27 protein-coding genes are annotated in these 26,198 nt (G+C 31.4%); 7 read left to right on the top strand and 20 right to left on the bottom strand.

What is annotated here, in order from left to right; translation table 11 throughout:
• Nucleotides 1-325: 325 nt before the first annotated feature.
• The 12 genes from FVF61_RS14315 to FVF61_RS03920 all read right to left on the bottom strand — a co-directional run bounded on the left by FVF61_RS14315 (nt 326) and on the right by FVF61_RS03920 (nt 12,249).
• Nucleotides 326-637 carry an alkaline phosphatase family protein gene (locus FVF61_RS14315; protein WP_233586684.1) on the bottom strand — a complete coding sequence of 104 codons (312 nt, stop codon included), beginning with the start codon at nt 635-637 and terminating at the stop codon, nt 326-328.
• A 106-nt stretch (nt 638-743) separates the two neighbouring features.
• Nucleotides 744-1,736 carry a sulfatase-like hydrolase/transferase gene (locus FVF61_RS14310; protein ID WP_233586681.1) on the bottom strand — a complete coding sequence of 331 codons (993 nt, stop codon included), beginning with the start codon at nt 1,734-1,736 and terminating at the stop codon, nt 744-746.
• Nucleotides 1,737-1,791: 55 nt separating this feature from the next.
• A complete protein-coding gene (locus FVF61_RS03965) occupies nt 1,792-2,952 on the bottom strand; it encodes a DUF6515 family protein (protein WP_148453607.1) in 1,161 nt (386 codons plus the stop codon).
• 30 nt (nt 2,953-2,982) lie between these two features.
• Nucleotides 2,983-3,708 (bottom strand): DUF2092 domain-containing protein, encoded by a 726-nt coding sequence (locus FVF61_RS03960; protein ID WP_148453605.1) that lies wholly within the window; start codon nt 3,706-3,708, stop codon nt 2,983-2,985.
• A gap of 54 nt (nt 3,709-3,762) precedes the next feature.
• On the bottom strand, nt 3,763-4,341 hold the full coding sequence (locus FVF61_RS03955) for a DUF4136 domain-containing protein (RefSeq protein WP_148453603.1): 579 nt from the start codon (nt 4,339-4,341) through the stop codon (nt 3,763-3,765).
• Between the two features lie 98 nt (nt 4,342-4,439).
• On the bottom strand, nt 4,440-5,717 hold the full coding sequence (gene rodA, locus FVF61_RS03950) for a rod shape-determining protein RodA (protein WP_148453601.1): 1,278 nt from the start codon (nt 5,715-5,717) through the stop codon (nt 4,440-4,442).
• On the bottom strand, nt 5,717-7,576 hold the full coding sequence (gene mrdA, locus FVF61_RS03945) for a penicillin-binding protein 2 (RefSeq protein ID WP_148453599.1): 1,860 nt from the start codon (nt 7,574-7,576) through the stop codon (nt 5,717-5,719). The genes rodA and mrdA overlap by 1 nt, the downstream gene beginning before the upstream one ends.
• A complete protein-coding gene (gene mreD / locus FVF61_RS03940) occupies nt 7,576-8,079 on the bottom strand; it encodes a rod shape-determining protein MreD (protein WP_148453597.1) in 504 nt (167 codons plus the stop codon). Before mreD ends, mrdA begins: the two co-directional genes overlap by 1 nt.
• Nucleotides 8,072-8,893 carry a rod shape-determining protein MreC gene (gene mreC / locus FVF61_RS03935; RefSeq protein WP_148453596.1) on the bottom strand — a complete coding sequence of 274 codons (822 nt, stop codon included), beginning with the start codon at nt 8,891-8,893 and terminating at the stop codon, nt 8,072-8,074. Before mreC ends, mreD begins: the two co-directional genes overlap by 8 nt.
• 6 nt (nt 8,894-8,899) lie before the next feature.
• Nucleotides 8,900-9,928 (bottom strand): rod shape-determining protein, encoded by a 1,029-nt coding sequence (locus tag FVF61_RS03930; RefSeq protein ID WP_109681297.1) that lies wholly within the window; start codon nt 9,926-9,928, stop codon nt 8,900-8,902.
• Nucleotides 9,929-10,097: 169 nt separating this feature from the next.
• Nucleotides 10,098-11,630, bottom strand: coding sequence for a bifunctional phosphoribosylaminoimidazolecarboxamide formyltransferase/IMP cyclohydrolase (purH, locus tag FVF61_RS03925; RefSeq protein WP_148453594.1), 1,533 nt, complete (start codon nt 11,628-11,630; stop codon nt 10,098-10,100).
• A gap of 166 nt (nt 11,631-11,796) precedes the next feature.
• Nucleotides 11,797-12,249: a GAF domain-containing protein gene (locus FVF61_RS03920; RefSeq protein WP_148453592.1), complete on the bottom strand. Its 453-nt coding sequence runs from the start codon at nt 12,247-12,249 to the stop codon at nt 11,797-11,799.
• 90 nt (nt 12,250-12,339) lie between these two features.
• Here FVF61_RS03920 and xrtF point away from each other — a divergent pair, with 90 nt between their 5' ends.
• From xrtF to FVF61_RS03885, 7 genes are all read left to right on the top strand, one after another.
• Nucleotides 12,340-12,885, top strand: coding sequence for an exosortase family protein XrtF (gene xrtF, locus FVF61_RS03915; protein ID WP_233586678.1), 546 nt, complete (start codon nt 12,340-12,342; stop codon nt 12,883-12,885).
• On the top strand, nt 12,882-13,310 hold the full coding sequence (locus tag FVF61_RS03910; protein ID WP_148453588.1) for an exosortase F system-associated membrane protein: 429 nt from the start codon (nt 12,882-12,884) through the stop codon (nt 13,308-13,310). The genes xrtF and FVF61_RS03910 overlap by 4 nt, the downstream gene beginning before the upstream one ends.
• A 57-nt stretch (nt 13,311-13,367) precedes the next feature.
• On the top strand, nt 13,368-13,781 hold the full coding sequence (locus FVF61_RS03905) for an HYC_CC_PP family protein (RefSeq protein ID WP_148453586.1): 414 nt from the start codon (nt 13,368-13,370) through the stop codon (nt 13,779-13,781).
• Nucleotides 13,782-13,858: 77 nt separating this feature from the next.
• Entirely contained in the window at nt 13,859-14,587 is a 729-nt protein-coding gene (locus FVF61_RS03900; protein ID WP_148453584.1) for a heavy-metal-associated domain-containing protein, read from the top strand.
• Entirely contained in the window at nt 14,584-16,821 is a 2,238-nt protein-coding gene (locus FVF61_RS03895; protein ID WP_148453582.1) for a TonB-dependent receptor plug domain-containing protein, read from the top strand. Before FVF61_RS03900 ends, FVF61_RS03895 begins: the two co-directional genes overlap by 4 nt.
• Before the next feature lie 31 nt (nt 16,822-16,852).
• Entirely contained in the window at nt 16,853-17,209 is a 357-nt protein-coding gene (locus FVF61_RS03890) for a heavy-metal-associated domain-containing protein (protein ID WP_148453580.1), read from the top strand.
• A gap of 71 nt (nt 17,210-17,280) precedes the next feature.
• Complete coding sequence (locus FVF61_RS03885; RefSeq protein WP_148453578.1) at nt 17,281-17,886, top strand: hypothetical protein; 606 nt, start codon at nt 17,281-17,283, stop codon at nt 17,884-17,886.
• An 86-nt stretch (nt 17,887-17,972) separates the two neighbouring features.
• Here the strand turns inward: FVF61_RS03885 and groL are convergent, their stop codons facing one another.
• The 8 genes from groL to miaB form a co-directional block, all read right to left on the bottom strand.
• Nucleotides 17,973-19,604 carry a chaperonin GroEL gene (gene groL, locus FVF61_RS03880; RefSeq protein WP_148453576.1) on the bottom strand — a complete coding sequence of 544 codons (1,632 nt, stop codon included), beginning with the start codon at nt 19,602-19,604 and terminating at the stop codon, nt 17,973-17,975.
• 104 nt (nt 19,605-19,708) lie between these two features.
• Entirely contained in the window at nt 19,709-19,984 is a 276-nt protein-coding gene (locus FVF61_RS03875) for a co-chaperone GroES (protein ID WP_148453574.1), read from the bottom strand.
• 142 nt (nt 19,985-20,126) lie between these two features.
• Entirely contained in the window at nt 20,127-20,492 is a 366-nt protein-coding gene (gene secG / locus FVF61_RS03870) for a preprotein translocase subunit SecG (RefSeq protein WP_148453572.1), read from the bottom strand.
• 5 nt (nt 20,493-20,497) lie between these two features.
• On the bottom strand, nt 20,498-21,430 hold the full coding sequence (locus FVF61_RS03865) for a tetratricopeptide repeat protein (protein WP_148453570.1): 933 nt from the start codon (nt 21,428-21,430) through the stop codon (nt 20,498-20,500).
• Nucleotides 21,431-21,434: 4 nt separating this feature from the next.
• Nucleotides 21,435-21,944, bottom strand: coding sequence for an LptE family protein (locus FVF61_RS03860; protein ID WP_148453568.1), 510 nt, complete (start codon nt 21,942-21,944; stop codon nt 21,435-21,437).
• Nucleotides 21,945-22,034: 90 nt separating this feature from the next.
• Nucleotides 22,035-23,405, bottom strand: coding sequence for a DUF7507 domain-containing protein (locus FVF61_RS03855; protein WP_148453566.1), 1,371 nt, complete (start codon nt 23,403-23,405; stop codon nt 22,035-22,037).
• A 44-nt stretch (nt 23,406-23,449) separates the two neighbouring features.
• Nucleotides 23,450-24,712 carry a sigma-54 interaction domain-containing protein gene (locus FVF61_RS03850; RefSeq protein ID WP_148453564.1) on the bottom strand — a complete coding sequence of 421 codons (1,263 nt, stop codon included), beginning with the start codon at nt 24,710-24,712 and terminating at the stop codon, nt 23,450-23,452.
• Nucleotides 24,713-26,158: a tRNA (N6-isopentenyl adenosine(37)-C2)-methylthiotransferase MiaB gene (gene miaB, locus FVF61_RS03845; protein ID WP_148453562.1), complete on the bottom strand. Its 1,446-nt coding sequence runs from the start codon at nt 26,156-26,158 to the stop codon at nt 24,713-24,715.
• Nucleotides 26,159-26,198: the final 40 nt, after the last annotated feature.

The raw sequence follows: 26,198 nt of genomic DNA, 5'->3' as shown, positions 1-26,198 counted from the left end.
ACTCTTTTATATAAAAGATACGATTACAAAGAATTAAAATTAAACTATTAAAATGAGGCATCAAAAAAAATATTGTGAGTCTTAAACAAAAAATATTTATTATATAAAAATCTAAACATTAGAACAGGGTTTACTTAAATTGAAAAAAAATAAAGGCAATCTATAAAGCCTGCCTTTTTTATTAGGGATAGATTGTATTAATTACTCCTCATGACCATATCTTCAATTTGTTTTTCCACTTTAGTAAGACTCCAATCGCCAGCTGTTTGGCTAGGAGGGAATTCTACAAAGGTGCTTAAGAAATTAAACGCATAACTTTGTATTGCTATATATAAGACCGGTCTATATACCAATCATAATAGGTATTAGAACCTTCTAGTGCTTTTTCAAATGGGTCTCTTCTTAAGTTAAATATGTAAGGAGCTCTTAATACAACAAAAGGCTCAAGCCATATTTGTAGTTGGTGTGCTCTATTCACTTGGAACATGGCTTTCCAGTCCCCATAACGCAAAGCAGCTATAGATCCAGCATCATTTACATAAATAAAACCTTCTCTTGGAGATTCTTTTACTTTACCAGTTAAATAATCTAATTGATTATACCCATCGATGTGATTTTTATAAGATCTGCCATTCAAGGTTACCCCTTTTTTAGCTTTTACAACAATATCTGGTTCTCCTGCTATAGCCGCAAAAGTTGGCAGCCAGTCTTCGTGTGCTACAATGCCGTTTAAAGTAATACCTTCAGGAAAATGACCTGGCCCATCTTACAAATGCAGGAACACGGTAAGCACCTTCCCATGAACTGTTTTTTTCACCATGAAATGGTGTTGTACCTACATCTGGCCACGTATTATAGTGAGGTCCATTATCTGTAGAATACATAACTACTGTATTATCTGCAATACCTAATTCGTCTAAAAAGTCTAATAATTGTCCAACATGCATGTCATGCTCTATCATACCATCAGTATATTCATCATTTCCTTCATGACGTCTATCTTCTTTTACATGTGTTCTAAAATGCATACGAGTTCCATTCCACCAAACAAAGAATGGTTTGCCTGATTCAACTGCTTTTTTAATAAATTTTTTAGTTGCTGCTACACTCTCATCATCAATAGTTTCCATACGTTTTTTGGTAAGTGGTCCTGTATCTTCTATACGTTGTCCACCTTTACCATCTGACCATGAGTGTAAAACACCACGAGGGCCAAATTTTTCTTTAAATGTTCGACCATCTTTTAATACCATGTCACTTGGGTAATCAAAATTTTCTGGCTCTTCTTCAGCATTTAAGTGATATAAGTTTCCAAAAAATTCATCAAAACCATGTATAGTTGGAAGATGCTCATCTAAATCACCTTGATGGTTTTTACCAAATTGACCAGTGGAATACCCTTGACTTTTAAGAACTGTAGCCATGGTTACATCGGTTTTTTGCCATCCTTCTTTAGCGCCTGGCATACCTACTTTGGTCATACCAGAATGAACTGGTACACTTCCTCCAATAAAAGCAGCACGTCCTGCTGTACAACTTTGTTGCGCGTAATAATCTGTAAAACCTATTCCTTCTTTTGCTATACGATCTATGTTAGGTGTTTTGTAGCCCATCATTCCACGATTATTGTGGCTAATGTTCCAAGTTCCAATGTCATCTCCCCAAATTACTAGAATATTTGGTTTTTTTGTGCGTTTACTGAAAATACTATTAGCATTAATAAAATAAAAGCACAAATTGTTTTTATATTATTCATAGATTATTTATTCGTTAGATTTTTGTTTTCTTAATTTATTCTTTCTTTACTTCTACAATTTCATACATGTTTTTGCCATCTATTTGAATTGGTTGGTAGTATGTTTCTCCAAATTGAACATAAGTAACTTCGCCAATTTTCACTTCTTCTCCACCTTCAGGTAGATTAGGTACAATAGTTCCAGCTGTTGCAGGTACAACAATATAACCATCTTTATTTTGTTCATAGAAAGCACCACCATAATAATAGTTTGTTGTATTATTAACTTCTACTTTTTCTGCTTCTTTAGGAATATCTGAAACTTGAGCTCCTACAGGAGCTTGTACGGCTACAAAGCCATCTTCAGTTTTTAAATAATAGGTGCCATTTTCGTAGTGATATTCATCGTCGTCATCGTTACTATCATTGACAATACTGACGATAATGGCTGTAGTTGCTAGAGTAGTTACAAAATATCCCCAAGGATGATAATATGGTCCCCAATAAAACGGTCTATAAGGATGGTAGTAATACGGTCTGTGACAATAATATCCATAACCTCCATAACGATAAGGTGGTCTTGAATAATGAGCATAACTAGGTCTTACATAAGTGTTTCTATTGTTTATTGTTACATTTCTACTATTGTCAATATTTATGTTTCTATTACCACTATTAATATTATTACCTCTGTTGCCATTTCCAATGTTACTTTTGTCTCTAGCAGCATCCCCTCTATTAATACTCTTATCTTTAATGTTAGATGTTTTTCGATTATTGGTATTTAATTTAGGTGCAGAATTATTACTTGTTCTATCTCCAACTTTAGATTTATCTCTAGAAGGGGTATTTGTATTTACTGGTCTTGTACTTTTGTTCGGGATATTACTTTTGTTTCTATTTGAAAAATCTCGACTATTATTTTTAGTATGTCCACCATTAATAGATTTAGAAGGTGTTCTAGATGGCGTAGTTGTATGTGATGGTCTACTTGCAGGTCTAGTATTAGTTGCAGGTCTAGTTGTGGCTCTATTGTTAGTAGGTCTACTTGCAGGTCTTGACATTGAATGACCTCCACCTCTTGACATGGAATGGCCTCCACCTCTTGAAGCGCCATGTCCCATTCGTTGCGCTAATAAATCTGAAGGGAAAGCTAATGCTAAAAAAACTAATATTATTCCTAATCTGTGTTTTATATTGAGTCTATTTGTTGTCATGATATTTTAAATTTAACTTATATTGAATAACTACTTTTTTAGAATACTTATTAATCTAGCTGTTGGAGGTGCAAAAAAAGAAAATACCGAGTCTGGAATTGTAGGATTTATAGACCAATTACTAAAATTAGATTCGTATTGCAAATTAGACTTGTTTTTGTATATTATTACAAAGTGTTTCGGTAATAAATACGTTTCGTTAGAAATCCATAATTGTACATTTAGATCTTTATTAATTGCCATAATATGGTAACATTCTTCTTCATCTATTACTTTCTTACCAAGATACTTTATAGAATCGAATTGATCCATCATGTCATCTGTAAAAGAAGGGTAGAAAAAATCTGCTGCTGGAAATTGAAAGTCATAATTTGCGTGCATTTCATCTATCATTTCAATAGTTGTTTCTGGAGCTTCTAGGGTTACATAATTGTTTTCGTCGAAAGAATAATAAGTAACAAATTCGCCATCAAACCAATACCCTTTTTTGCCTTCAGTGCCTTCTGTTCTAATTAAAAGTTTATTTGGACCTGAGAAAGAAATAGTGCTAGTTGAATACTGTTTTTCAATATTGTTATCATCATCAAATTTGTCGATAGAATTATTTAAATCGAATGTAACCGATTCTAAATCACCAATCACATCACTCATTTTATCTAAAATGAAGATGGCTGTGGAATCCATGTCTTTTGTTTCTTGAGATATACCTAATAAAGGTATCAAAAATAAGCTAAACGCAATAAAAGTGCTTTTCATAATAATGAATTAAATAAAATAATTATGTTTAAAGTAATATGAGAATAATTAGGCCTATTTTTTAATTGGATTAATAGGATAGGACTTCATTAGTTTTGCTATTTTCTTAGGAGTAGATTTTACTCTTTTTTCAGGTTTTTCGTTTACTTCAGATGTTATTACACCTTGCCAAACAAGGCTTTTGCTCTTAGAATCGTACATGTCTACAACTAAGGTGCCTTCAAGATAATCGTTAGTGTCATAGGTTGTTGTTGCGCTACCCATTCCCATACCTACACCCATTCCCCAGCCCCAGCGACCTGCGTATCCCATGCCTCCATTAAATGAAGTATAGGCTGTTGTACTAGTTTTTTTATTCACAACAATATAAAGAGTAATAGCAGCATCTGCATCACCTTCAACTATTTGAATGCCTCGTTTAGAAAACTCGGAAGTTAAGGCATCAGTGATTCTTTTTTTGTCGAAATCGGTTAATTTTTTATCGCTATCTTTTTGCCAACCTTTGTAAGCAATGGTTTTGTATTTTGTGAAATCCGTACTTTTATCATAATCACTTTTAACTTGAGAGTAACTAATGCTTGTTAAAGAGATTATAAGAAGTATGAGAGTGAATTTTTTAATAGGATTTTTCATATTGTTTTTTTTAAATGATAAATTAAAATGTGATTAAAGTATCAAATAAAAATACAAAAAAATCTTATAAAGTTTATAAAAATTAAGTATTTAAAATATTACCACTCATTAATTCTATTTGAATCAAGCTTTATAAATATAAAAAGTAAGATTGTAAAACCCCAAAGACCTGATCCACCATAGCTAAAGAACGGGAGAGGAATCCCTATGGTTGGAATTAAACCCATAACCATGCCTATATTTATCATGAAGTGAAAGAATAAGATGGATGCTACACTATAACCATAAACACGACTAAATTGTGATTTTTGTAATTCGGCTAAATGAAGAATTCTTAATAATAGAAGAACAAATAAAATGACAACAAAAATGCTTCCTGTAAAACCCCATTCTTCTCCAACAGTACTAAAAATATAATCTGTATGTTGTTCGGGTACAAATTTTCCAGTAGTACGTGTGCCTTCTAAAAAACCTCTTCCAGTTAATCCTCCTGAACTAATAGCTTTCTCAGATTCATATAAATTATATAAAATGTCACGACGCATTTGAGCTATTTTGATAGGATCTTTTTCAAGTCTTAACCATAAACTTATTCTGTCTTGTTGATGAGGTTGAAGAATATTTTGATACAGAAACTTAATTCCAAAACTTAGAATAATACAAGCAATGATAACTGACAATGTTTTTAAAAACATTGGCTTTGACTTTCTCGTAAAATGATAAGCCAATATCATTATTGAAGTGGTTATAGCTGTTATTATTGCTCCAAATTTTAAAGATCCAACTGAAATACATACTAATAATAAAGCAATTATAAGATAAGCTTTAGGTAAGCCCTCTCTATATAAAACAAAAAAGAAGGAAGCATATACAACAGTACTTCCAGCATCATTTTGAAGTAAAATTAAAATAGCTGGAATAATTATTATTATACAAACTTGAATCTGATCTTTAAAAGTTCTAATATCTGTTTGTAAGTCACTTATATATTTAGCTACTGCAAGAGCTGTAGCTGCTTTAGCAAATTCGCTAGGTTGTATAGTCATGCCTCCAATGGCATACCATGATGTTGCTCCATTAACATTTTTCCCAAAAATGAATAACCCAATTAGAGATAGCATTGAAACAATGTAAATTATACTAGAAAACCTTTCATAAAATTTTGATTCTATTGAAAGAATTAGAATAATCAATCCGAAGGTTAAAATGATAAATACCAATTGTTTGCCATAAGGCTGAGTGAAATCTAAATAATCAATAGTTTCGCCAATATGCGAAGCAGACAGAATGTTAAGCCATCCAAACCCTATTAAGAGAAGAAAAATTATGATGGTCATCCAATCGAATTTAAAATGTCTGTTTGTTTCTCTATACATTATTTATTGATAGTAAAAGGTGTTCCAGAATATGGTTTGGCATATTCCTCTTCAAGGCTTTTTTCCAATACAAGTTTTTCCATTTGAGTAAGAGTTACTTCACCTTTTAAATATTTTTCAATCATTAAACTTGCAATTCTTCCAGCCCATCGAGCACCATAATATCCGTTTTCAACAAAAACCGCTATAGCAATTTTTGGATTATCTTTTGGTGCAAATGCTATAAAAATAGAGTGGTCTGTTAGTTGTGTTCTTTTGCCATCTATAATCGTAAAATTTTCAGCAGTTCCAGTTTTTCCACAAATGTCAATTCCAGGAACTTGTAAAAAATGAGCAGTACCATAATTGTAAACATCAAATAATCCTTGAATTACTGGATCAAAATGTTTTTCATCAATGGTAGTTTGTTTTTTGGTAGTAAATTTTTCATCTATTGTTTGACCATCAATATTTTTAATAATATGAGGTATAAAATAAAACCCTTTATTTGCTATTGCTGCTGTAACATTAGCTAATTGGATTGGAGTTACTAATACTTCTCCTTGCCCAATAGCATTTGAAATTATAGTAGTGGCTCCCCAATTAAAGTCTGGATACCATTTATCGTAATATGCACCATCTGGAATATTACCTTTTTTTCCAATTGCTAAATCGTAACCAAGAAAGTTTCCTAAACCAAAACTTTTCATATGGTTACTCCATACATCCATAGAATGACTAGCGTCTGGATACATATCAATACTTTTTCTAAACGCATTTGCAAAATACGAGTTGCAAGATTTGGCAATACCTAATACTAAATCGCGTCTTCCACCTCCACAATGACATCCCATAGTTCCTTTTCGACCATAATGATAAACTCCTGAACAAGATACTGTAGTTTGAGGGGTTATTGCATTTTCTTGTAATGCAACTAATGCTACAAGTGCTTTAAATGGAGAGCCTGGTTCGTGCATACGTAATAAACCTCTGTCTATTAAAGGTCTGCTTAGGGTGTCATTATATAATCTTGTAAAATTTTTGGAACGCTTTCTTCCAACCAATAAATTCGGATTGTAAGTAGGGGCAGAGATTAAGGATAATATTTCTCCAGTACTTGGCTCTATGGCAACTATACCACCATGTTTATTTTGCATGAGTTTTTCGCCATACTCCTGAAGTTTAGCATCTATGGATATGGTAATATCTTTACCTTGTTGTGGAATGGTGTCATAAATGCCATCTTTGTATGGTCCAATATCTCTATTAAATCTATCCTTTTGTATAAATTTTATACCTTTTATGCCTCGTAGCTCATTTTCGTAGGATAGCTCAACACCCTGTTTCCCTACTAAATCTCCCATGTTGTAATAAGGATCGTTATCAATTTGATATTGTGTGGCTTCTGCAATATATCCTAAAACATTTGCTCCAATAGTAGTTTGGTAATCTCTTAAAGAACGTTTTTGAATGTAGAATCCTTCATATTTTCTCATTTTTTCTTGTAAGGCTGCATAGTCTTCTTTAGAAAGATGCGATACAAATACTGAAGGTAATCTTGGAGAATAATGATATGATTTATTATATATTTTTATAAACTGTTCTTTATCAATTTTTAATAACGAACAAAATTCTAAAGTATCTAATGGCTTTACTTCACGAGGAATAATCATGACATCGTATGATGGTTGGTTAGATACTAATAATACGCCATTTCTATCGTAGACAAACCCTCTTTTAGGGTAATCATAAACTTTCCGGATGGCATTATCTTCAAATAAATTGTGTGCTTCAGAATTATAAACCTGAAGATAAAATAACCTTGTAATAAACGTAAGACCTACAATTATAATTAATATGAATAGTAAAAGTTGCCTCATTAATTTCTCCTGCTAAATATAATAGTTGTTAAAATGCAAAGTATAATAGTAAATATACTGGAGAATAACGTGTTTTGGAGTATTAAAATTATTTTTGAAACGTTAAAAATTTCTAATGAAAATAAAATAAAATGATGGATTACTGTTAATATAGTAAAGTAAGTAAGCTTAGATCCAAACTCTACATTTCCAAACTTCATGGTTTGATGATCGTAAACTGCACCAAATGAAAATTTCAAAACATAAGGTCTCAAGTATGCGATTGTAACTGATGCTGCAGCATTAACTCCACCAGAATCTAAAAACAAGTCTATAGTTAAACCTAATAAGAAACTGAGAAATATAAATACGACTCTATTGTTTTTTAATGGATATAATAGAATAAATAAAATATATAAATAAGGGTTTAAATAACCTAGAAAATTAATGTGGTTTAATACCAATACTTGCAATAAAACAAGAATAATAAATCGAAAAGTATGCGTAAAAATAATACTATTCATTGGTATTATTTATTAATGTGTTTAACTCTTCGGCATCTTTATTCTCAATGATATAGACATGTTCAATACTAGTCATATCATTAAATAATTTGACATGTATGGTATAAAAATTTTCAGCAGCATCTAACTGATAGCTATCTATTATTCCAATAGGAATGTTTTTAGGAAAAATAGTAGAACGTCCAGAAGTTACAACTGTATCACCTTTAGTTAATGGTGCAATTTTTGGAATTTCGGTTAATTGAATGAATTCTGGAGATTTTGTATTCCAGACTAATGATCCGAAGTGATTCGATTTTTTCAATTTTGCACTTATTCTACTAGTAGTATTTAAAATAGAAATTACTGTTGCGTATTTATTACTTGTATTATCTATAATGCCTACAATGCCTTTTGAAGATATAACTCCAAAATCTTGACGTATACTATCTTTTTTACCTTTGTTAATTAAAAGCACATTATTACTTAAAGAATAGCTATTTTTAAATACGATTGCTGGATAAAATTTATAAAAAATACCAGAATAAGAGCTGTCTATAAAAGTCTTATTTATCGTATCTGTCTGATTAAAAAGTATAGATTTTAAGTTACTGTTTTCTTCCTGAAGGATTTCGTTTTGAGTTTTTAAATTAACATATTCATTAATATCATTTACAGATTTGTAAATGCCTCCAGTTAAAAAATTTGCTGAATTTATAAATTTACTTTTATGATATGAATGCGATTGAATGGTGAACACCATGGCAATTGAAAACAACAATAAGTATAACAAAAATGCTTTGTTTCTTATAATGAAGTTTATTATTTGCTGCATGTTAAACTATTTTATCAAGACGCTTTTGTATTTAGGTAAGTTTTTTAGAGTGATTCCAGTACCACGAACTACAGCACGTAAAGGATCTTCAGCAATGTAAACAGGTAAGTCTGTTTTTTGAGACAAACGTTTATCTAAACCTCTTAACATCGATCCACCACCTGCTAAATAAATACCTGTATTATATATGTCTGCAGCCAATTCTGGAGGCGTTTGTGACAATGTTTCCATAACTGCATCTTCAATACGTAATATAGATTTGTCTAAAGCCTTTGCAATCTCTCTATAAGAAATATTAACTTGTTTTGGTTTCCCTGTTAATAAGTCACGACCTTGAACACTCATGTCTTCTGGAGGAAGTTCTAAATCTTCAGTGGCAGCACCAATTTGAATTTTTATTTTTTCAGCAGTACGTTCTCCAACATATAAGTTGTGTTGGGTACGCATGTAATAAACAATATCATTAGTAAAAACGTCTCCTGCAATTTTAACCGATTTATCGCAAACAATACCACCAAGAGCAATAACAGCAATTTCGGTAGTTCCACCACCTATATCTACAATCATGTTTCCTTTTGGCTGCATAATATCTACACCAATACCAATAGCAGCAGCCATAGGCTCGTGAATTAAATAAACTTCTTTGCCATTAACACGTTCTGCACTTTCTTTTACTGCTCGCATCTCAACCTCTGTAATTCCTGATGGAATGCAAATAACCATACGCAAGGCAGGAGTAAAGAATTTCTTTTTTAACGCAGGAATATTTTTAATGAACATGCTTATCATTTGTTCACTAGCATCAAAATCTGCAATTACTCCATCTTTTAATGGTCTAATGGTTTTAATGTTTTCATGTGTTTTTCCTTGCATCATGCTGGCTTCCTTACCAACAGCAATTATTTTTCCAGAAATTCTATCTCTTGCTACAATAGAAGGGCTGTCTACTACCACTTTATCATTATGAATGATAAGTGTATTTGCAGTTCCTAAATCTATTGCTATTTCCTCGGTTAGGAAGTCAAAAAATCCCATGCGTTTATGTTGTTTATTTGAGGTTTGTTATTCAATCTTGTAAATGTAATAAAAGTTACGCAATATTTATCTTTGGTTTACTTTTTGATTCTTATTATTTGAAAAGTTACTTGTATCATAAATCAAAGATCTAAACTTCAAAAAAGAGATTCCTATTATCATAGGTTTTTTAATGTTTAAAATGTCTTGTTCCTGTAAACATCATTGCCAAATTATTTTCATTACAATAATCAATACTCAGTTGATCTTTGATAGAACCTCCTGGTTGAATTACTGCTGAAATTCCAGCATGATCTGCAATCTCTACACAGTCTGGAAACGGAAAAAAGGCATCACTTGCCATAACAGCTCCTTTTAAATCGAATTTAAAAGATTGAGCTTTATGAATGGCTTGATTTAACGCGTCCACACGACTGGTTTGTCCAGTGCCACTAGCACATAATTGTTTGTTTTTTGCTAATACAATGGTGTTCGATTTGGTATGCTTGCAAATTTTTGATGCAAATATTAAATCTTCTAACTCACTTTCTGTAGGTTTATTGTTTGTAGCATAAGATAAATCTGCAATGCTATCTGTTTTGTTGTCTCTATCTTGAACCAAAACACCATTTAAACAGGTTCTAACTGTTGTTTGAGGTAAGTCGATATCTTTTAGGATTAATAAAATTCTATTCTTTTTTCCTTTTAATACAGCTTCAGCTTCAGTAGAAAATGATGGAGCAATAATCACTTCGCAAAATAAATTATGAATTTCTTCAGCAGTTGCTAAATCTATTTCCGTGTTGCTAATTAAAATACCTCCAAAAGCAGAAACTGGATCTCCAGCTAAAGCCGCTTTATAAGCTTCAAGAACAGTGTCTCTTTGTGCAAATCCACAAGCGTTGTTATGTTTTAAAATAGCAAACGTTGGCGCTTCACCTTTAAACTCGTTCATTAAATTCACAGCAGCATCCACATCAAGCAAATTGTTATAGCTTAATTCTTTTCCATGAAGTTTGGTAAAGATGTCGTCGAAATTTCCAAAGAAAAACCCTCTTTGATGAGGATTTTCGCCATAGCGCAATACTTGGCCTTGAGTTTCACTAATTTTTAAAGTCGCAATCTCATGATTTTTATTGAAATAGTTAAAAATAGCCGAATCGTAATGCGAAGATACGTTGAATGATTTTGCAGCGAATTGTTTTCTGTCATCTTCAGATGTTTCTCCGTTTTTAGCTTGAAGTAATTCTAAAAACTCGCTGTAATCTTCAACTGAAGACACACAAACTACATCTGCATAATTTTTAGCAGCTGCTCGAATTAAAGAAATGCCACCAATATCAATTTTCTCAATAATATCTTGATTGTTAGCTCCAGAAGCAACTGTTTTTTCAAAAGGATATAAATCTACAATGACTAAATCGATTTGAGGGATTTCAAAATCGATCAACTCTTTTACATCACTTTCGTTATTTTGTCTGTTTAAAATACCACCAAACACTTTTGGGTGCAACGTTTTTACACGACCACCAAGAATGGAAGGGTAGGACGTAACATCTTCAACAGGCACTACTGGAATGCCTAAATCTTTAATAAATTTTTCTGTTCCACCAGTCGAGTAGATAATTACATTTTGGTGGTGTAATTGTTTTACAATAGGTTCTAATCCGTCTTTACTGAAAACAGAAATTAAAGCCGATTTAATGGTTTTGTTGTTGCTCATTTTAGTTGTGTTGTGTGTAAACATTCTTTTTAAAAACGATATATTTTCATTGTAGAATGTTAGTTGCTTTTTATGAGTGCAAAAGTAGGTATTTCAATCAAAATAAACTTAGTAACACAAGCTAAATACATGCGTTTTTTCAACTTAAACTAAAAGTTATTAACAACTAAAGAATAGTTGCCACTTTCTCACAGACAAATTCTAAAAAACGCTCGTCTGCTTCTGTAAATGGATCTGGCGTATTAGAGTCTATATCAATTTGTCCAATATTTTCGCCATTTACAAAAATAGGAATTACAATTTCAGCTTTTACTGTAATACTACAAGCAATATAATTGTCTTGAGCTGCAACATCAGGAACCACAAAATTTTTGTTGCTAACAGCTACTTGCCCACAGATACCTTTCCCAAAAGGGATAATGGTATGGTCTGTAGGTTCGCCAACATAAGGCCCTAATTTTAATTCGTTTTTATCACCATTTTTAAAATAAAAACCAACCCAATTGTAGTGTGGAATTTCAGATTCTAGAAGTTCGCAAATGTTTTTTAACCGTTCGTCTACCGTTTTAGTTGATGAAATAATAGTTTCTATTTGTGGTTTTAGTGATGTAAAAGTCATTGTTTAAAAATTTTTAGCAAAAGTATTTAAAATGGGAGCATTCTAACATCTTATTTGTATAATTTTAACGTCGTAATTAATATTATTTTTTTGAAAGAACTTATTTTAAAATATAAAACGGTTATCAAATTCATCATCACTTTTATTTTGGTGTATACTGTTTTGACATTTTCATATAAATTGTATTTGCAATATGGTTCTAGTGAAACCTATTATCCTGATTATATGACTAATTTGGTGGCCAAACAAAGTAAAGAATTGATTGAAAGCTTAGGTTATCAAGCAGAAATTGTTCCTCATCCAAATGAAGCTTCCATGAAGCTAATTATTAACAAGAAATATGTTGCCAGAGTTATTGAAGGTTGTAATTCGGTAAGTGTTATAATTTTATTTGTATCTTTTATTATAGCTTTTACAGGCAAGTTTAAAACCACCTTCTTTTATTTATTGGCAGGAAGTGTGTTAATTTATATAGCTAATCTAGTGCGAGTTGTAATTTTATCTATTGGGTTGTATCATTATCCTTGGCGAAAGGATATTTTGCATACCGTTATTTTTCCTGCCATTATTTATGGCATGGTTTGTTTGCTTTGGCTTTTTTGGGTGAATAGGTTTTCTTATCGTGAAAAAAAATGAATAAGCTCTTAAAATACATAGCATTTTTTGTTTTGGTAGGTTTGTTGGTGCTGATTCGAATTTTTGAAGAGCAATTATTCTACGACCCATATTTGGCATTCTTTAAAAGCGATTATTTGTATATAGATTCTCCAAGGCAAGAAGTTTTTAAATTAGTATCATATACAACGCTTCGTTATGTTTTAAATACTGTCATTTCCCTTGGTATTTTGTATGTGCTTTTTAAAGACAAAAGCGTTATAAAGTTTTCGATATTGATTTATTCAGTAGCTTTTTTAATATTTATATCTATGTTTCTATATTTTGTAATCAACCCAAAACAAGAAGATTATTATTTGTTTTTTAATGTAAGACGCTTTTTAATTCAGCCACTTATTGCTTTATTACTTATTCCAGCTTTTTATTATCACAAACAACGAATATAAATGTTAATCCTTTGAAAAAATGGTTTGATTCATATGCTTTTTTTGTAAATTTGTCCAGTGATAAGAGCATTTTTACATAAAACTTTTTCAGTAACATTAGCTTACTTGGTATTATTTTCAACTCTATCCTTTACAGTTGAAAAGCACTATTGTGGCGAAAATTTAGTGGATGTTGCTATTTTTACCAAAGTAGATACTTGTGGAATGGATAAGGAATCGGTTGTAGCTACTAGTTTAGAAAAAAAGCATTGTTGTAAAGATGAAATTCAAATTGTTAAAGGTCAAGATAAATTAAAAAAATCTTCTTTTGAAGACCTGCAATTTGAACAACAGTTATTTCTTAGCACATTTGTTTATTCTTATATCAATCTATTTGAAGGCTTACCAGAACTGGTAATACCTCATAAAGATTACTCTCCACCCAATCTGATTACAGACATACAAGTTCTCGATCAGGTTTTCATTATTTGATTTTTAGTTTATGCTGTTCCTTTAATTATTGAAGGAATAAATCTTACACTATTTTTTAATCAAATATAATTTCAAAAATGACACATACATATCACGTTGCAGGTATGACCTGTAATAATTGCAAAAAATCGGTTGAAGAAGCCTTGCAAAAACTTGATAAGGTTTCTAAAGTAGAAGTGAGTTTAGAATCTGAAGAGGTTACCATTACAATGGACTCTCATATAGAAACTCAAATTCTAAAAAATGCATTACCAAACAAATATACGTTGACAGAAAATGAAACAAAAAACGTATTTAAAAGTGCTGAACCTAAAGAGGAAGAATCAACTTTAAAACAACTCTTTCCTTTATTTTTAATTTTAGGTTACATAACTGTATCATCAGTTTTATTGAATATAAAACCATTCGATTGGAATGGATTTATGATGGATTTTATGGGCTTATTTTATATTGTATTTAGCTTTTTTAAACTTTTAGATTTAAAAGGCTTTCCACAATCATTTAGAATGTACGATCCTTTGGCAAAAGTTATTCCAGCTTATGGATGGATCTATCCATTTATAGAAGTTGCTTTAGGTCTTTTATTTTTAATGCGTTTTCAAGTAACTTTTGCTTTAATACTCACTATTATTGTTTTAGGAATTACCACTATTGGTGTAACTAAAACTCTATTAGACAAGAAGTCCATTCAATGTGCTTGTTTAGGAACGGCATTAAAACTACCTATGACAAAAGCTACTTTTATTGAAAATACCATCATGTTAATCATGGCAATTAGTATGCTAATTAAAACTGTTCAGTTATGAGAAAATTAGCCATTTTATTAGTTATTATTCCTGTTTTTACTTTTTCACAAGAAAAATTAAAAGGAATGATTATGGAAGTAAATGAACAAAGCAAGCATGTTCCAGTAGCAGGAGCTAATGTGTATTGGTTAGATACAACCGTTGGTTCCATTACCGATTTTGAAGGGAAATTTACCATTCCATACAAGCCAGATTATAAAAAATTAGTGGTAAGTTTTGTAGGATACAAAACAGATACACTAACAGTAAAAAACACAGATCATATTCACCATATTTTGCAATCTACAAGCAGTTTAGATGAAATAGTATTAACTACCAGAAAACAAGCCACTGCTAAATCCTATTTGTCTTCACAGAACATAATGAATGTAAGTAGTGATGAACTTTTAAAAGCAGCTTGTTGTAACCTTTCGGAAAGTTTTGAAACCAATCCATCTATAGATGTAAATTTTGCCGATGCTGTTTCCGGAACCAGACAAATTAAAATGTTGGGTTTAACTAGTCCTTATATTTTAATAACTACCGAAAATATTCCATCCATTCGTGGCGCTTCGCAAGCGTATGGGTTGAGTTTTATTCCAGGTACTTGGGTTGAAAGCATCCAAATAACTAAAGGAAGTGGAAGTGTTGTAAATGGTTACGAAAGTATAGCTGGACAAATAAATACCGAATTAGTAAAACCTAAAACTGATAATTCACTTTTTGTAAATTTATATGCAGGAAGTAATGAAAGGTTAGAATTGAATACACATTTAAACACTAAGGTATCTGATAAATGGGATACTGGATTGTATATACATGGAAATACTCATAATAAAAAACATGATGTAAACGACGATGGATTTATGGATATGCCAATCTATAATCAAATAAATGTGATGAATCGTTGGCAATATACCAATACAGAAAAAGGTTTGGTAAGTTTTTTTAATGTGAAATATTTAAATGATAGCAAACAAACTGGTCAGGTGGATTTTGATCCAGATATAGATAAATTAACAACCAATGCTTGGGGAGGAGAAATAGATACCCAACGTTTTGAAGCAGCAGTAAAGTTTGGTTATGTAAATCCAGAAATTCCTTATAGAAGTTTAGGAGTGCAAAGTGCTTTTAGTTGGCATGAACAAGAATCTTATTTTGGATTAAATATTTACGATATAACACATAATAGTTTATATGCAAATGCTATTTATAATTCAATAATTAGTGATTCTCGTCACAAAATTAAAACTGGATTAAGCTATACATACGATCATTATAAAGAATTGGTAAGCAATACAAAATATGAAAGAACAGAAGCCTCTATAGGTGGTTTTTTTGAGTATAATTATGATAACCTAGATAAGCTAAACCTTACAGCTGGAGTTCGCATTGACAATCATAATTTACTTGGTGTATTTATTACTCCAAGAGTTCATGCTCGTTATACACCTTGGGAAAAATCGGCCATAAGAGCTTCTATTGGTAGAGGAAAACGTAGTGCTAATATTTTTGCTGAAAATCAAAATATGTTTGCAACTTCTAGACAAATAAATATTGTGAATTCCGGAGGGGATATTTATGGACTCGATCCAGAAATAGCATGGAATTATGGAATTTCTTTATTGCAAGGATTTAATTTATTTGGTAGAAAGGCAGATGTGGCATTAGACTTTTATAAAACCGATTTTAAAAATCAAATTGTGGTTGATTATGAAAATCCTCAAGCAGTTAGTTTCTACAATTTAGATGGCGAAAGTTATGCCAATAGTTTTCAAATTGAATTTAATTATAATCTGTTTGAGCGTTTCGATTTACGCATGGCTTATAAATTCTACGATGTAAAAACTCAATATAACTCGGGATTATTAGAAAAACCATTAACACCACAACATCGTTTGTTTGCAAATGGATCTTATGAAACTAAGTTGAAATCTAATGGAGCTCAATGGAGATTTGATGCTACTTATAACTGGTTAAGCGAGCAGCGTTTTTCTTCAACAACCACAAATCCTATCGCATATCAAGTTCCAGAATACTCGCCAACAGTAGGAACTTTAAATGCTCAAATTACAAAAGTGTTTTCACATAAATTTGAAGTTTATGTTGGAGGAGAAAATATCACCAATGTTAGACAAGAAAATGCTATTTTAGCACCAGACGATCCGTTTGGTTCATATTTTGATACCACCTTTGTATATGGTCCTGTTTTTGGAAGCATGTATTATGCAGGATTACGATTTAAAATAGAATAAGAAAATAAGTATAAATTAAAAATGAATTAAAATGAAAAAACTAGGAATATTATTAGTGATGTTTGTTAGCATGACAGCCTTTTCACAAAACAAAAATGCTGTAGCTTCTATTGAAGTTGATGGTGTTTGTAACATGTGTAAAGAACGAATTGAAAAAGCATGTATAAAGACCAAAGGTGTAAAGTCTGCAACTTGGAATGTGGAAACACATGAACTTAAACTTTTTTACGATGAAAATAAAACTGATTTAAAAACTATTCAACAAAATATCGCTGCTGTTGGACATGATACACATGATATAAAAGCAACAGATGAAGCTTATAATAGTGTGCATGATTGCTGTAGATATAGAGAAGAATCTGTAGTTGATGATCATAAAAATGATTAATAAACATAAAAAAGTCCGAACAAATGTTTGGACTTTTTTTATATTGCATCTTTAATAACTAACCAAATCTCATGAATAAAGTACTTTTTATTTTAACGTGTTTATTTGTTTCAAACACTTTTTCGCAAACTGATTTTATAATTACAGTTAACAATCAATCTCATGAAATTGCATTAGATGAAGATTATGATTTTAAAGTTGATGGAAAAACCATTCAAATTTCTGTAAAAGAAAAAGACACATTATTCTACAACGACCCTTTTTTTAGTTTTAAATATTCAAAAAAACATAAAATATCAAAAACTGAAATAGATATTGGGATTGAGCAAATTATGTTAATGACTGCTGGAGGATCTGGAATTATTATCCAAAAATATGATTCTTTTAACCCTACAATGATGCAGGAAATGATGTTGAATGAAGTAACTAAAGAAAGCGTGTCCTATGGCTATACTATGGAAAGAAAAGATTATGACAAAACTTTAAATTCCGGTGATGAGCTTAGAATTCTTAAAGCAGATTTAGAATATAAAGGAGAATTAGAAGTTTATGAAATTTCTGCTGTAGGTAAAAAAGATGAAGGTATTTTAATTATGACTATGAATTTAGGTGGAGATGGAAATAATGAAGGTGAAGACATGATAAATCTATTATGGGATACTATGATTATTAATTAGTATTCTAAAAGGATTATAATAATAAAAAACGCCTCAATTTCTTGAGGCGTTTTTTATTATTATAAATTATGTGTCGAGACTTTCGACTACATCATGCCAGGCATGCCACCTCCACCCATTGGAGGCATAGCAGGAGCATCTTCTTTAATATCTATTAATGCGCATTCTGTAGTAAGTATCATTCCAGCAACAGAAGCTGCATTTTCTAATGCAATTCGTGTTACTTTTTTAGGATCTATAATTCCAGCTTTAAGCATATCCACGTATGTTTCTGTCTTAGCGTCAAAGCCAAAAGCAGCTTTTCCTTCCATAACTTTAGCAACTACAACACTTCCTTCTCCACCAGCATTTTCAACAATGGTACGTAAAGGAGCTTCAATAGCACGAGCTACAATTTGAATACCAGTAACTTCGTCTAAATTTTCGGTTGTAATTTTTTCTAGGACAGATTTTGCTCTTACTAGAGCAACACCACCACCAGCAACAATACCTTCTTCAACAGCAGCTCTTGTTGCATGTAAAGCGTCATCCACTCTGTCTTTTTTCTCTTTCATTTCAACCTCAGAAGCAGCACCAACATAAAGTACAGCAACACCTCCAGCTAATTTAGCTAAACGTTCTTGAAGTTTTTCTTTATCGTAATCGCTTGTTGTAGTTTCAATCTGGGCTTTAATTTGGTTAACTCTAGCTTTAATATCTTTTGCATCTCCAGAACCATTGACTATTGTTGTATTGTCTTTGTCAATTGTAATTGTTTCTGCAGTACCTAACATGCTTAAATCGGCATTTTCAAGAGAGAAACCTCTTTCTTCCGAAATAACAACTCCTCCAGTTAAGATAGCAATATCTTCTAACATAGCTTTACGTCTGTCTCCAAATCCTGGTGCTTTTACAGCAGCAATTTTTAATCCACCACGTAATTTATTAACTACTAATGTAGCTAAGGCTTGACCTTCAACATCTTCAGCAATAATTAATAATGGACGACCAGATTGAGCAACTGGTTCTAATATTGGAAGAATTTCCTGTAAGTTAGAAATCTTTTTGTCAAATAATAAAATGTACGGATTCTCTAAATCGGCAATCATTTTATCAGCATCAGTTACAAAGTAAGGCGATAAGTAGCCTCTGTCAAACTGCATACCTTCAACAACGTCCACATATGTGTCAGTTCCTTTAGCTTCTTCAACAGTTATTACACCTTCTTTTCCAACTTTTCCGAATGCTTTAGCAATTAAATCGCCAATAGTATCATCGTTATTTGCAGAAATTGAAGCTACTTGTTTTATTTTTTCAGAAGAATTACCAACTTGTTTTGCTTGTTTCTCAAGATCTTTAGTAATAGCTTCAACTGCTTTGTCTATACCACGTTTTAAATCCATAGGATTTGCACCTGCAGCTACGTTTTTTAAACCTTCTTTTACAATTGCTTGTGCAAGAACGGTAGCTGTTGTTGTTCCATCACCAGCTAAATCGTTGGTTTTAGAAGCTACTTCTTTAACCATTTGAGCTCCCATGTTTTCAAGCTCATTATCTAATTCTACTTCTTTAGCTACTGTTACACCATCTTTTGTTACTTGTGGAGCACCAAAGCTTTTACTAATAATTACGTTTCGACCTTTTGGTCCTAAAGTTACTTTTACTGCATTTGCTAATGCATCTACACCACGTTTTAGTCCGTCACGTGCTTCAATATCAAATTTTATATCTTTTGCCATCGTTAAAATTTTAATTTTAGCGTTTCCACGAAAGTGAAAATCTATTTGTTTTTAGTTTTATTTTTTGAAAATTAATTAGATTCCTGCTTTCGCAGGAATGACAATTAAATAATTGCTAAGATGTCGCTTTCACGCATCATTAAATAATCTTTTCCTTCAAGTTTTAGTTCTGTTCCAGTGTATTTTCCATAAAGAACAGTATCTCCAACTTTTACTGTCATTGGTTCGTCTTTAGTACCTTTACCAATAGCCATAACTTTGCCTTGTTGAGGTTTTTCTTTGGCATTATCAGGAATGATTATTCCAGATGCTGTTTTTGTTTCAGCTGCTACAGGTTCGATAAGAACTCTATCTGCTAATGGTTTAATGTTTAAACTCATATGTATATATTTTAATTAATTTAAGTTAACGCTTTAGCGTTGTGCTAAAAATGTGCCAATAGATTAAGACTGACAAATTTTCATTTAATAAAAAATGCCAACTGAAATAGTTGGCATTTATCTTATTTTTAAAACAAACTTGTTATTCTGATTCTGCTGGAGTTTCAGCATTGTCAGTTGATTGTTCTGGAACTGTCGCAGCTGGTGTTGCAGGAACAACAGGTTGTGTAGTAGCTTCAGTATCTAAAGCTTTAGAATCTATGACACCTGTTCCTCTGTTGATTGCTACATTAGAAAGCAAAATTAATACTAACATTAAGGTTGCTAAAGTCCAAGTACTTTTGTCTAAAAAGTCTGTAGTCTTTTTTACACCTCCAAGTTGTTGTGTTCCACCACCACCAAATGAAGAAGATAATCCTCCACCTTTAGGATTTTGAACCATAATTACTACTACTAGTAAAAAGGCTACAACGACTATTAATGCTAAAAATATTGTAAACGTACTCATTGTTATTAATTGTTATGTTCTTGTAATTTTTTTATTGCCTTAATTTGGTCTGCAAAGAAACCACTTTTTTCTGGATATTTCAAAATTAATATGTTGTAAGATTGAATTGCTTTTTTGTAGTTCTTTTGTTCCACATAAATTCGTGCTAAAGTCTCTGTCATTAAAGATTCTGGTTGAATCATTTGTTCTTCAGCAAGGTTTGTGTTTTTAGAAGAAGGCGTTTTAGGTTTTAATTTAGGATTCTCAATAATAAACTTTTCTATTAAATCGAACTTTTTTTCTCTTTCTAAGGATGCTAATTCTAAATCACTTTCAACATCATTTGTTTCTTCTCTTTCAATAGGTTTGAAGCGAGTTAATTTTAGCCATTCGTTAAAGGAATGTGTTTCGTTATGATGAAATTGAAGTGGTTTGCCTAAATTTAAAACGGTATCTGGTGTAAGATCTTCTTGAAGAGTTATTTTTTTTGTTGAGTTTTCAATTTTTTCTGACTCGTCTAATTTGAAATTAGCAATTTCTGTTCGTTTTATTTTTGGCTGAAATAATTCAGGATCAAGTACACCTGTAGTATCTTTAATTTGTTGCTTTAAAGCCTCGTCTATAGATACGCTTTTGTTTACCGAAATATCTTCAACATCTACAGGGATATCTTTTAGATATGCTGTGTTTTGTTTAATAAATTGCGAAATTTCATTTTGAAGAAATTCTTTTGATGTAATAAAATCGAATAAAATACTTCTATCAGTCGTGTAAGCAGCAGTTGTTTTTAATTCTTGATTGTATTTAAAACTTTCTTTGTTTTTTAACCCTTTAAGATAGAGTGCACGAGCCGATTGAAAATAAGGGAATTCTTCAGTGATTGTTTTTAATTCTAAAGTATGATCTGCCGTTACTTGTTGCGGATTTTGAAGAACGTATATAAACTCTTTTTGATTCATTTAGTTACCACTTTGCTAGTGTTGCATTAAAAATATCTTGAGTTAATCTCTCGAAAATTTCTTCAATGGCTATTACTTTTTGAGCTCCAACTAGATTGGCGTCTCCTTCATAGTCGTAGAAAAAAGAAAAGCGTTGTTCCATATCATCTTCTTCATTTTTTCTATTATAAAAACGAACATTTACAGAAATAGTTAATTTGTTTTGAGCAGCTGTATTATTTGCTGTTGCTGTAGTTGGCGAAATTCTATATTCTGTAATTTCACCTTCATAAACTAAATCGCCACCAGAAGTTACTAATTCTAAATTGGTTTGGTTTAATAGCAAATCTTGAAGTGCTAGTGTAAATTGTCTATCTAATCCAGGCTCTACTAAAATAGCATCATTTCTAAAATAATTAACTTGAAAAGATTTAGTGTCTGAAGAGATAGATGCACCAGTAAATGAATATGCTCCACAACCAATTAATGTTAGGGTTGAAATGATTAATATACTGTATAATACTATTTTTTTCATTCTCGTTTTTTTGAAAAATAAATTTATAGGGAGTTCAAATTTAATTCTTTATATACAAGTAGCTCATAAAGTTTTCAAAAAAATATTTTTTTAATCTGGAATGGTATCTCCTTGGTAGTAATAATTGGCAAAAAGCCTTTCATATTCCAGACTACCTGCATAATAACTTTGAATAGTTGATTCGATAGGCAATTCTAAATCATTAAAATTGTAAGACCAAATATTTGATGAAGGCTCTATTTCTGGAATACTTGATTGTAAATTGTTTTGAGACCAAATTACTTTATAGTTGAAATTATTGTCTAAAATATTAAGATTTTTAAGAAAATCAAATAACATTTGTAGATTGTTTGAATCTGTATATACTGGATTAATTGAAGAAAAATGAACGTAAGTAATATCATCATTTTCGTTATATTCTGCTATGACATTTATTCCATCATGACCAATAATACCATCGAGAAGAACGTTACAATAGGTGTATTCTTCGGTGTAAGACTCTGTAACAGTATTGTAAACTGAATTATAACTGTAATTACAAAAATCTGTGAAACTATTAACAGAGCTTTCAGAAATCAAAAATTTTAAATAACCAATTTCAGTATAAATCAAATCACCATCTTCATAGGTGCTTTCAAAATAAGAATCTTCATCATAATAAAATTCTTCATCTGTATTATAAATGTAATTATGGTTGCCAATACTGGTGACTCTATCATCAGTATCATAAGATATTTCATGTGAATTCAATACTGTGCCTAGTAAGTCCGTTTCCTCTATAATTGTAATTTTTCCTTCAGAATCATATTCAAAAATGAGGCTCAAATTTGCTCCAATATCGCTGAATTTGTAGAAATCACCTTCTTCGTTAAAAGCATATTTAGTTCTAATATCACCTGAACTATTGAGTTCGTGATATTCTGAAATGATTAATGGGTCAAATTCAATAATATTTACTGTTGGGTCGTTTGAGTCGTTACCATCATCATCATTCCCATTATCACTAGTGTCATTAATTTCAGTTCCATTTGGGGTTGTACCATTGGCTATAATGCTATTAGATATGCCACCAGCATCCACATCGCTTTGTGTAATGGTATAGTTTGCTGTATAATTGGCAGTCTCTTCAACTAATAAAGTTCCATCTTCACTATTTGCATCTGAATTAACAAAACTAATAGCAGAATCTAATGATAAGGAACCACCATTATTATCTGTTAAATTATAGGTTAGGTTGATATTGTTTAAAGTAACATCTCCAGTATTTTTAACAGATATGGTATAGGTTAAAACATCATCTACACCTAAAAAGTTATTTTCATCTGTAGTTACTTCAATAGTATTTGTGACTTCAAGAGAAGGATTTTCATTAGGTTGAGATTGTGATGTAGTTGCATCGTCATCATTACCACAGGAAGAAATTATTAAAAAGCAGAAAAGATAGTACAGTGATTTTTTCATATGAGAACTGATTTTTAGCTTTTTAAAGATACAAAAAACTTAATCTATAAATCGAACTGCTTAATTTTTCTGTATAAAGTACGTTCACTTATGCCAAGTTCTGCTGCTGCTAATTTGCGCTTTCCGTCGTGACGATCAAGCGATTTTTTTATCAGTTCTAATTCTTTATCGTGTAAAGATAGGGTTTCTTCTTCTTCAATTTCTTCAGCAAAGTGATATTTGTCTTGATGTTCTTCATTAGGTTCTATGTGGTTTGAAGATTTTTCGGGAATAGATAATACTTCTAAGTCTTCAATAGCAGAATCTTCTATATCTTCATCTTCTCCATAAATTTTTTGAATTAAACCTTCATGATCTTTTTGAACCTCTTTAGCATTGCCACTTTTCATGAGTTCCATGGTCAGTTTTTTTAAGTCGTTCAAATCACTTTTCATATCGAACAATACCTTATATAAAATTTCACGTTCGTTACTAAAATCGCTTTCAGCTTTAGATGTGTTTATAACGGCTGGTAAATTACTGCCTTCATTTGGTAAATAACCTTGTAATGTTGAAGCATTAATAGTTCTATTTTGTTCTAAAACAGAGATCTGTTCGGCAACATTTCGTAACTGTCTAATATTACCACTCCATCTATATTTTAAAAGTAAAGTAATAGCATCATCAGTTAGTTTGATAGTTGGCATTTTGTATTTTAAAGCAAAATCGCTAGCAAATTTTCTAAACAGTAGGTGGATGTCGTCTTTTCTGTTTCTTAAAGGAGGTAAATGGATTTCAACTGTACTTAACCTGTAATACAAGTCTTCACGGAATTTTTCTTTTTTAATAGCATCAAACATGTTAACATTTGTGGCTGCTACAATACGTACATTGGTTTTTTGAACCTGACTTGAACCTACTTTTATAAATTCGCCATTTTCAAGAACACGTAATAAACGTACTTGAGTTGTAAGAGGTAATTCGCCTACTTCATCTAAAAAAATAGTGCCTCCATCTGCAACTTCAAAATAACCAGAACGCGTTTGTGTTGCTCCAGTAAAAGCACCTTTTTCATGTCCGAAAAGTTCGCTGTCTATAGTGCCTTCTGGAATGGCACCACAGTTTACTGCAATATATTTTCCGTGTTTTCTATGTGATAGTTGATGTATGATTTTTGGAATACTTTCTTTACCAACACCTGATTCTCCAGTAACTAATACCGAAATATCTGTTGGTGCTACTTGTATTGCTTTTTCTATGGCACGATTAAGTTTGGGATCGTTGCCAATTATTCCAAATCGTTGTTTTGTTGCTTGAATGGATTCCATTTAATTATTATTCGAAAGTTCTAATGCTTCGCCAATTAGTGTTGCACTTGTGCAATGGGTTACTTTTACGTTTACTAAATCTCCAATTTTATAATTTGCTTTTGGAAACACAGCTACTATGTTTTGAGATGTTCTTCCAGACCATTCTGAATCCGATTTTTTAGATTCTCTTTCTATTAAAACTTCAACAGTAGTGTTTAAATATTCTTTTGTTTTAATCTCACTATGTTCACGTTGTCTTTGAACAATTTCTGCCAATCTACGTTTTTTAGTTTCCTCAGGAACATCATCTTCCAATTTTCTTTCAGCAAGAGTTCCAGGTCTTTCGGAATAAGTAAACATATAACCAAAATTATATTTTACATAATCCATTAAACTCAAGGTGTCTTGATGGTCTTGTTCTGTTTCTGTTGGGAAACCAGCAATTAAATCTTGACTTATAGAACAACTTGGAAGAATGCGTTTTATATTGTCAATTAACTGGAAATATTCTTCACGAGTATGTAAACGGTTCATTTCCTTTAAAATTCTATTACTACCACTTTGAACTGGTAAATGGATATGCTTACATATGTTAGGGAATTTTGCCATAGTTTCTATAACATCCAAGGTTAAATCCTGTGGATTAGATGTAGAAAAACGAATTCGCATTTTTGGCTGTGCTTTAGCACACAATTCAAGTAAATTAGAAAAATTAACTGCAGTTGCTTTTTGAATTTCACTAGCATTAACAAAATCTTTCTTCAATCCTCCACCATACCAAAGGTAACTGTCCACATTTTGACCTAAAAGCGTAATTTCTTTATAGCCTTTAGACCATAAATCATTGACTTCTTCTAAAATACTTTGAGGATCACGACTTCTTTCACGTCCTCTTGTAAATGGAACCACACAAAAGGTACACATGTTGTCGCAACCACGAGTAATAGATACAAATGCCGAAACACCATTTGTGTTTAAACGAACAGGAGAAACATCTCCATAAGTTTCTTCTTTAGAAAGAATGACATTTATAGCATCTCTTCCATCTTCAACTTCTGCAAGTAGATTTGGTAAATCTTTATAAGCATCTGGACCAACAACTAGGTCTACAATCTTTTCTTCCTCAAGAAATTTGCTTTTTAAGCGTTCAGCCATACAGCCTAATACGCCAACCTTCATTTTCGGATTAGTACGTTTTACAGCATTGTATTTTTCTAATCTTTTTCTAACAGTTTGTTCTGCTTTATCACGAATAGAACAAGTATTTACTAAAACTAAATCTGCATCTTCAAGAGATTGTGTGGTGTTATAACCTTGATCTGAGAGTATAGAGGCAACAATTTCACTATCACTAAAATTCATAGCACATCCATAACTTTCTATATAAAGTTGTTTCGTGTTATTCTCTTTATTTTCTATAACTAAGCTTTCGCCTTGTTTATTTTCGTCAATAATCTTTTCCATATGTATTTCCCACACAAGTGGAAATGTTATTTTATATAAA

This window comes from Xanthomarina maritima (genome assembly GCF_008084905.1).
In the GTDB taxonomy this organism is placed as follows: domain Bacteria; phylum Bacteroidota; class Bacteroidia; order Flavobacteriales; family Flavobacteriaceae; genus Xanthomarina; species Xanthomarina maritima.
Note: the sequence above shows the minus strand (reverse complement) of the source record. Positions and strands in the feature narration are given on the sequence as shown.

Coding starts and splice junctions, on each gene's coding strand:
- FVF61_RS03965 (WP_148453607.1), bottom strand. CDS start 2,952: ATGACAACAAATAGACTCAATATAAAACACAGATTAGGAATAATATTA.
- FVF61_RS03960 (WP_148453605.1), bottom strand. CDS start 3,708: ATGAAAAGCACTTTTATTGCGTTTAGCTTATTTTTGATACCTTTATTA.
- FVF61_RS03955 (WP_148453603.1), bottom strand. CDS start 4,341: ATGAAAAATCCTATTAAAAAATTCACTCTCATACTTCTTATAATCTCT.
- rodA (WP_148453601.1), bottom strand. CDS start 5,717: ATGTATAGAGAAACAAACAGACATTTTAAATTCGATTGGATGACCATC.
- mrdA (WP_148453599.1), bottom strand. CDS start 7,576: ATGAGGCAACTTTTACTATTCATATTAATTATAATTGTAGGTCTTACG.
- mreD (WP_148453597.1), bottom strand. CDS start 8,079: ATGAATAGTATTATTTTTACGCATACTTTTCGATTTATTATTCTTGTT.
- mreC (WP_148453596.1), bottom strand. CDS start 8,893: ATGCAGCAAATAATAAACTTCATTATAAGAAACAAAGCATTTTTGTTA.
- FVF61_RS03930 (WP_109681297.1), bottom strand. CDS start 9,928: ATGGGATTTTTTGACTTCCTAACCGAGGAAATAGCAATAGATTTAGGA.
- purH (WP_148453594.1), bottom strand. CDS start 11,630: ATGAGCAACAACAAAACCATTAAATCGGCTTTAATTTCTGTTTTCAGT.
- FVF61_RS03920 (WP_148453592.1), bottom strand. CDS start 12,249: ATGACTTTTACATCACTAAAACCACAAATAGAAACTATTATTTCATCA.
- FVF61_RS03910 (WP_148453588.1), top strand. CDS start 12,882: ATGAATAAGCTCTTAAAATACATAGCATTTTTTGTTTTGGTAGGTTTG.
- FVF61_RS03900 (WP_148453584.1), top strand. CDS start 13,859: ATGACACATACATATCACGTTGCAGGTATGACCTGTAATAATTGCAAA.
- FVF61_RS03895 (WP_148453582.1), top strand. CDS start 14,584: ATGAGAAAATTAGCCATTTTATTAGTTATTATTCCTGTTTTTACTTTT.
- FVF61_RS03890 (WP_148453580.1), top strand. CDS start 16,853: ATGAAAAAACTAGGAATATTATTAGTGATGTTTGTTAGCATGACAGCC.
- FVF61_RS03885 (WP_148453578.1), top strand. CDS start 17,281: ATGAATAAAGTACTTTTTATTTTAACGTGTTTATTTGTTTCAAACACT.
- groL (WP_148453576.1), bottom strand. CDS start 19,604: ATGGCAAAAGATATAAAATTTGATATTGAAGCACGTGACGGACTAAAA.
- FVF61_RS03875 (WP_148453574.1), bottom strand. CDS start 19,984: ATGAGTTTAAACATTAAACCATTAGCAGATAGAGTTCTTATCGAACCT.
- secG (WP_148453572.1), bottom strand. CDS start 20,492: ATGAGTACGTTTACAATATTTTTAGCATTAATAGTCGTTGTAGCCTTT.
- FVF61_RS03865 (WP_148453570.1), bottom strand. CDS start 21,430: ATGAATCAAAAAGAGTTTATATACGTTCTTCAAAATCCGCAACAAGTA.
- FVF61_RS03860 (WP_148453568.1), bottom strand. CDS start 21,944: ATGAAAAAAATAGTATTATACAGTATATTAATCATTTCAACCCTAACA.
- FVF61_RS03855 (WP_148453566.1), bottom strand. CDS start 23,405: ATGAAAAAATCACTGTACTATCTTTTCTGCTTTTTAATAATTTCTTCC.
- FVF61_RS03850 (WP_148453564.1), bottom strand. CDS start 24,712: ATGGAATCCATTCAAGCAACAAAACAACGATTTGGAATAATTGGCAAC.
- miaB (WP_148453562.1), bottom strand. CDS start 26,158: ATGGAAAAGATTATTGACGAAAATAAACAAGGCGAAAGCTTAGTTATA.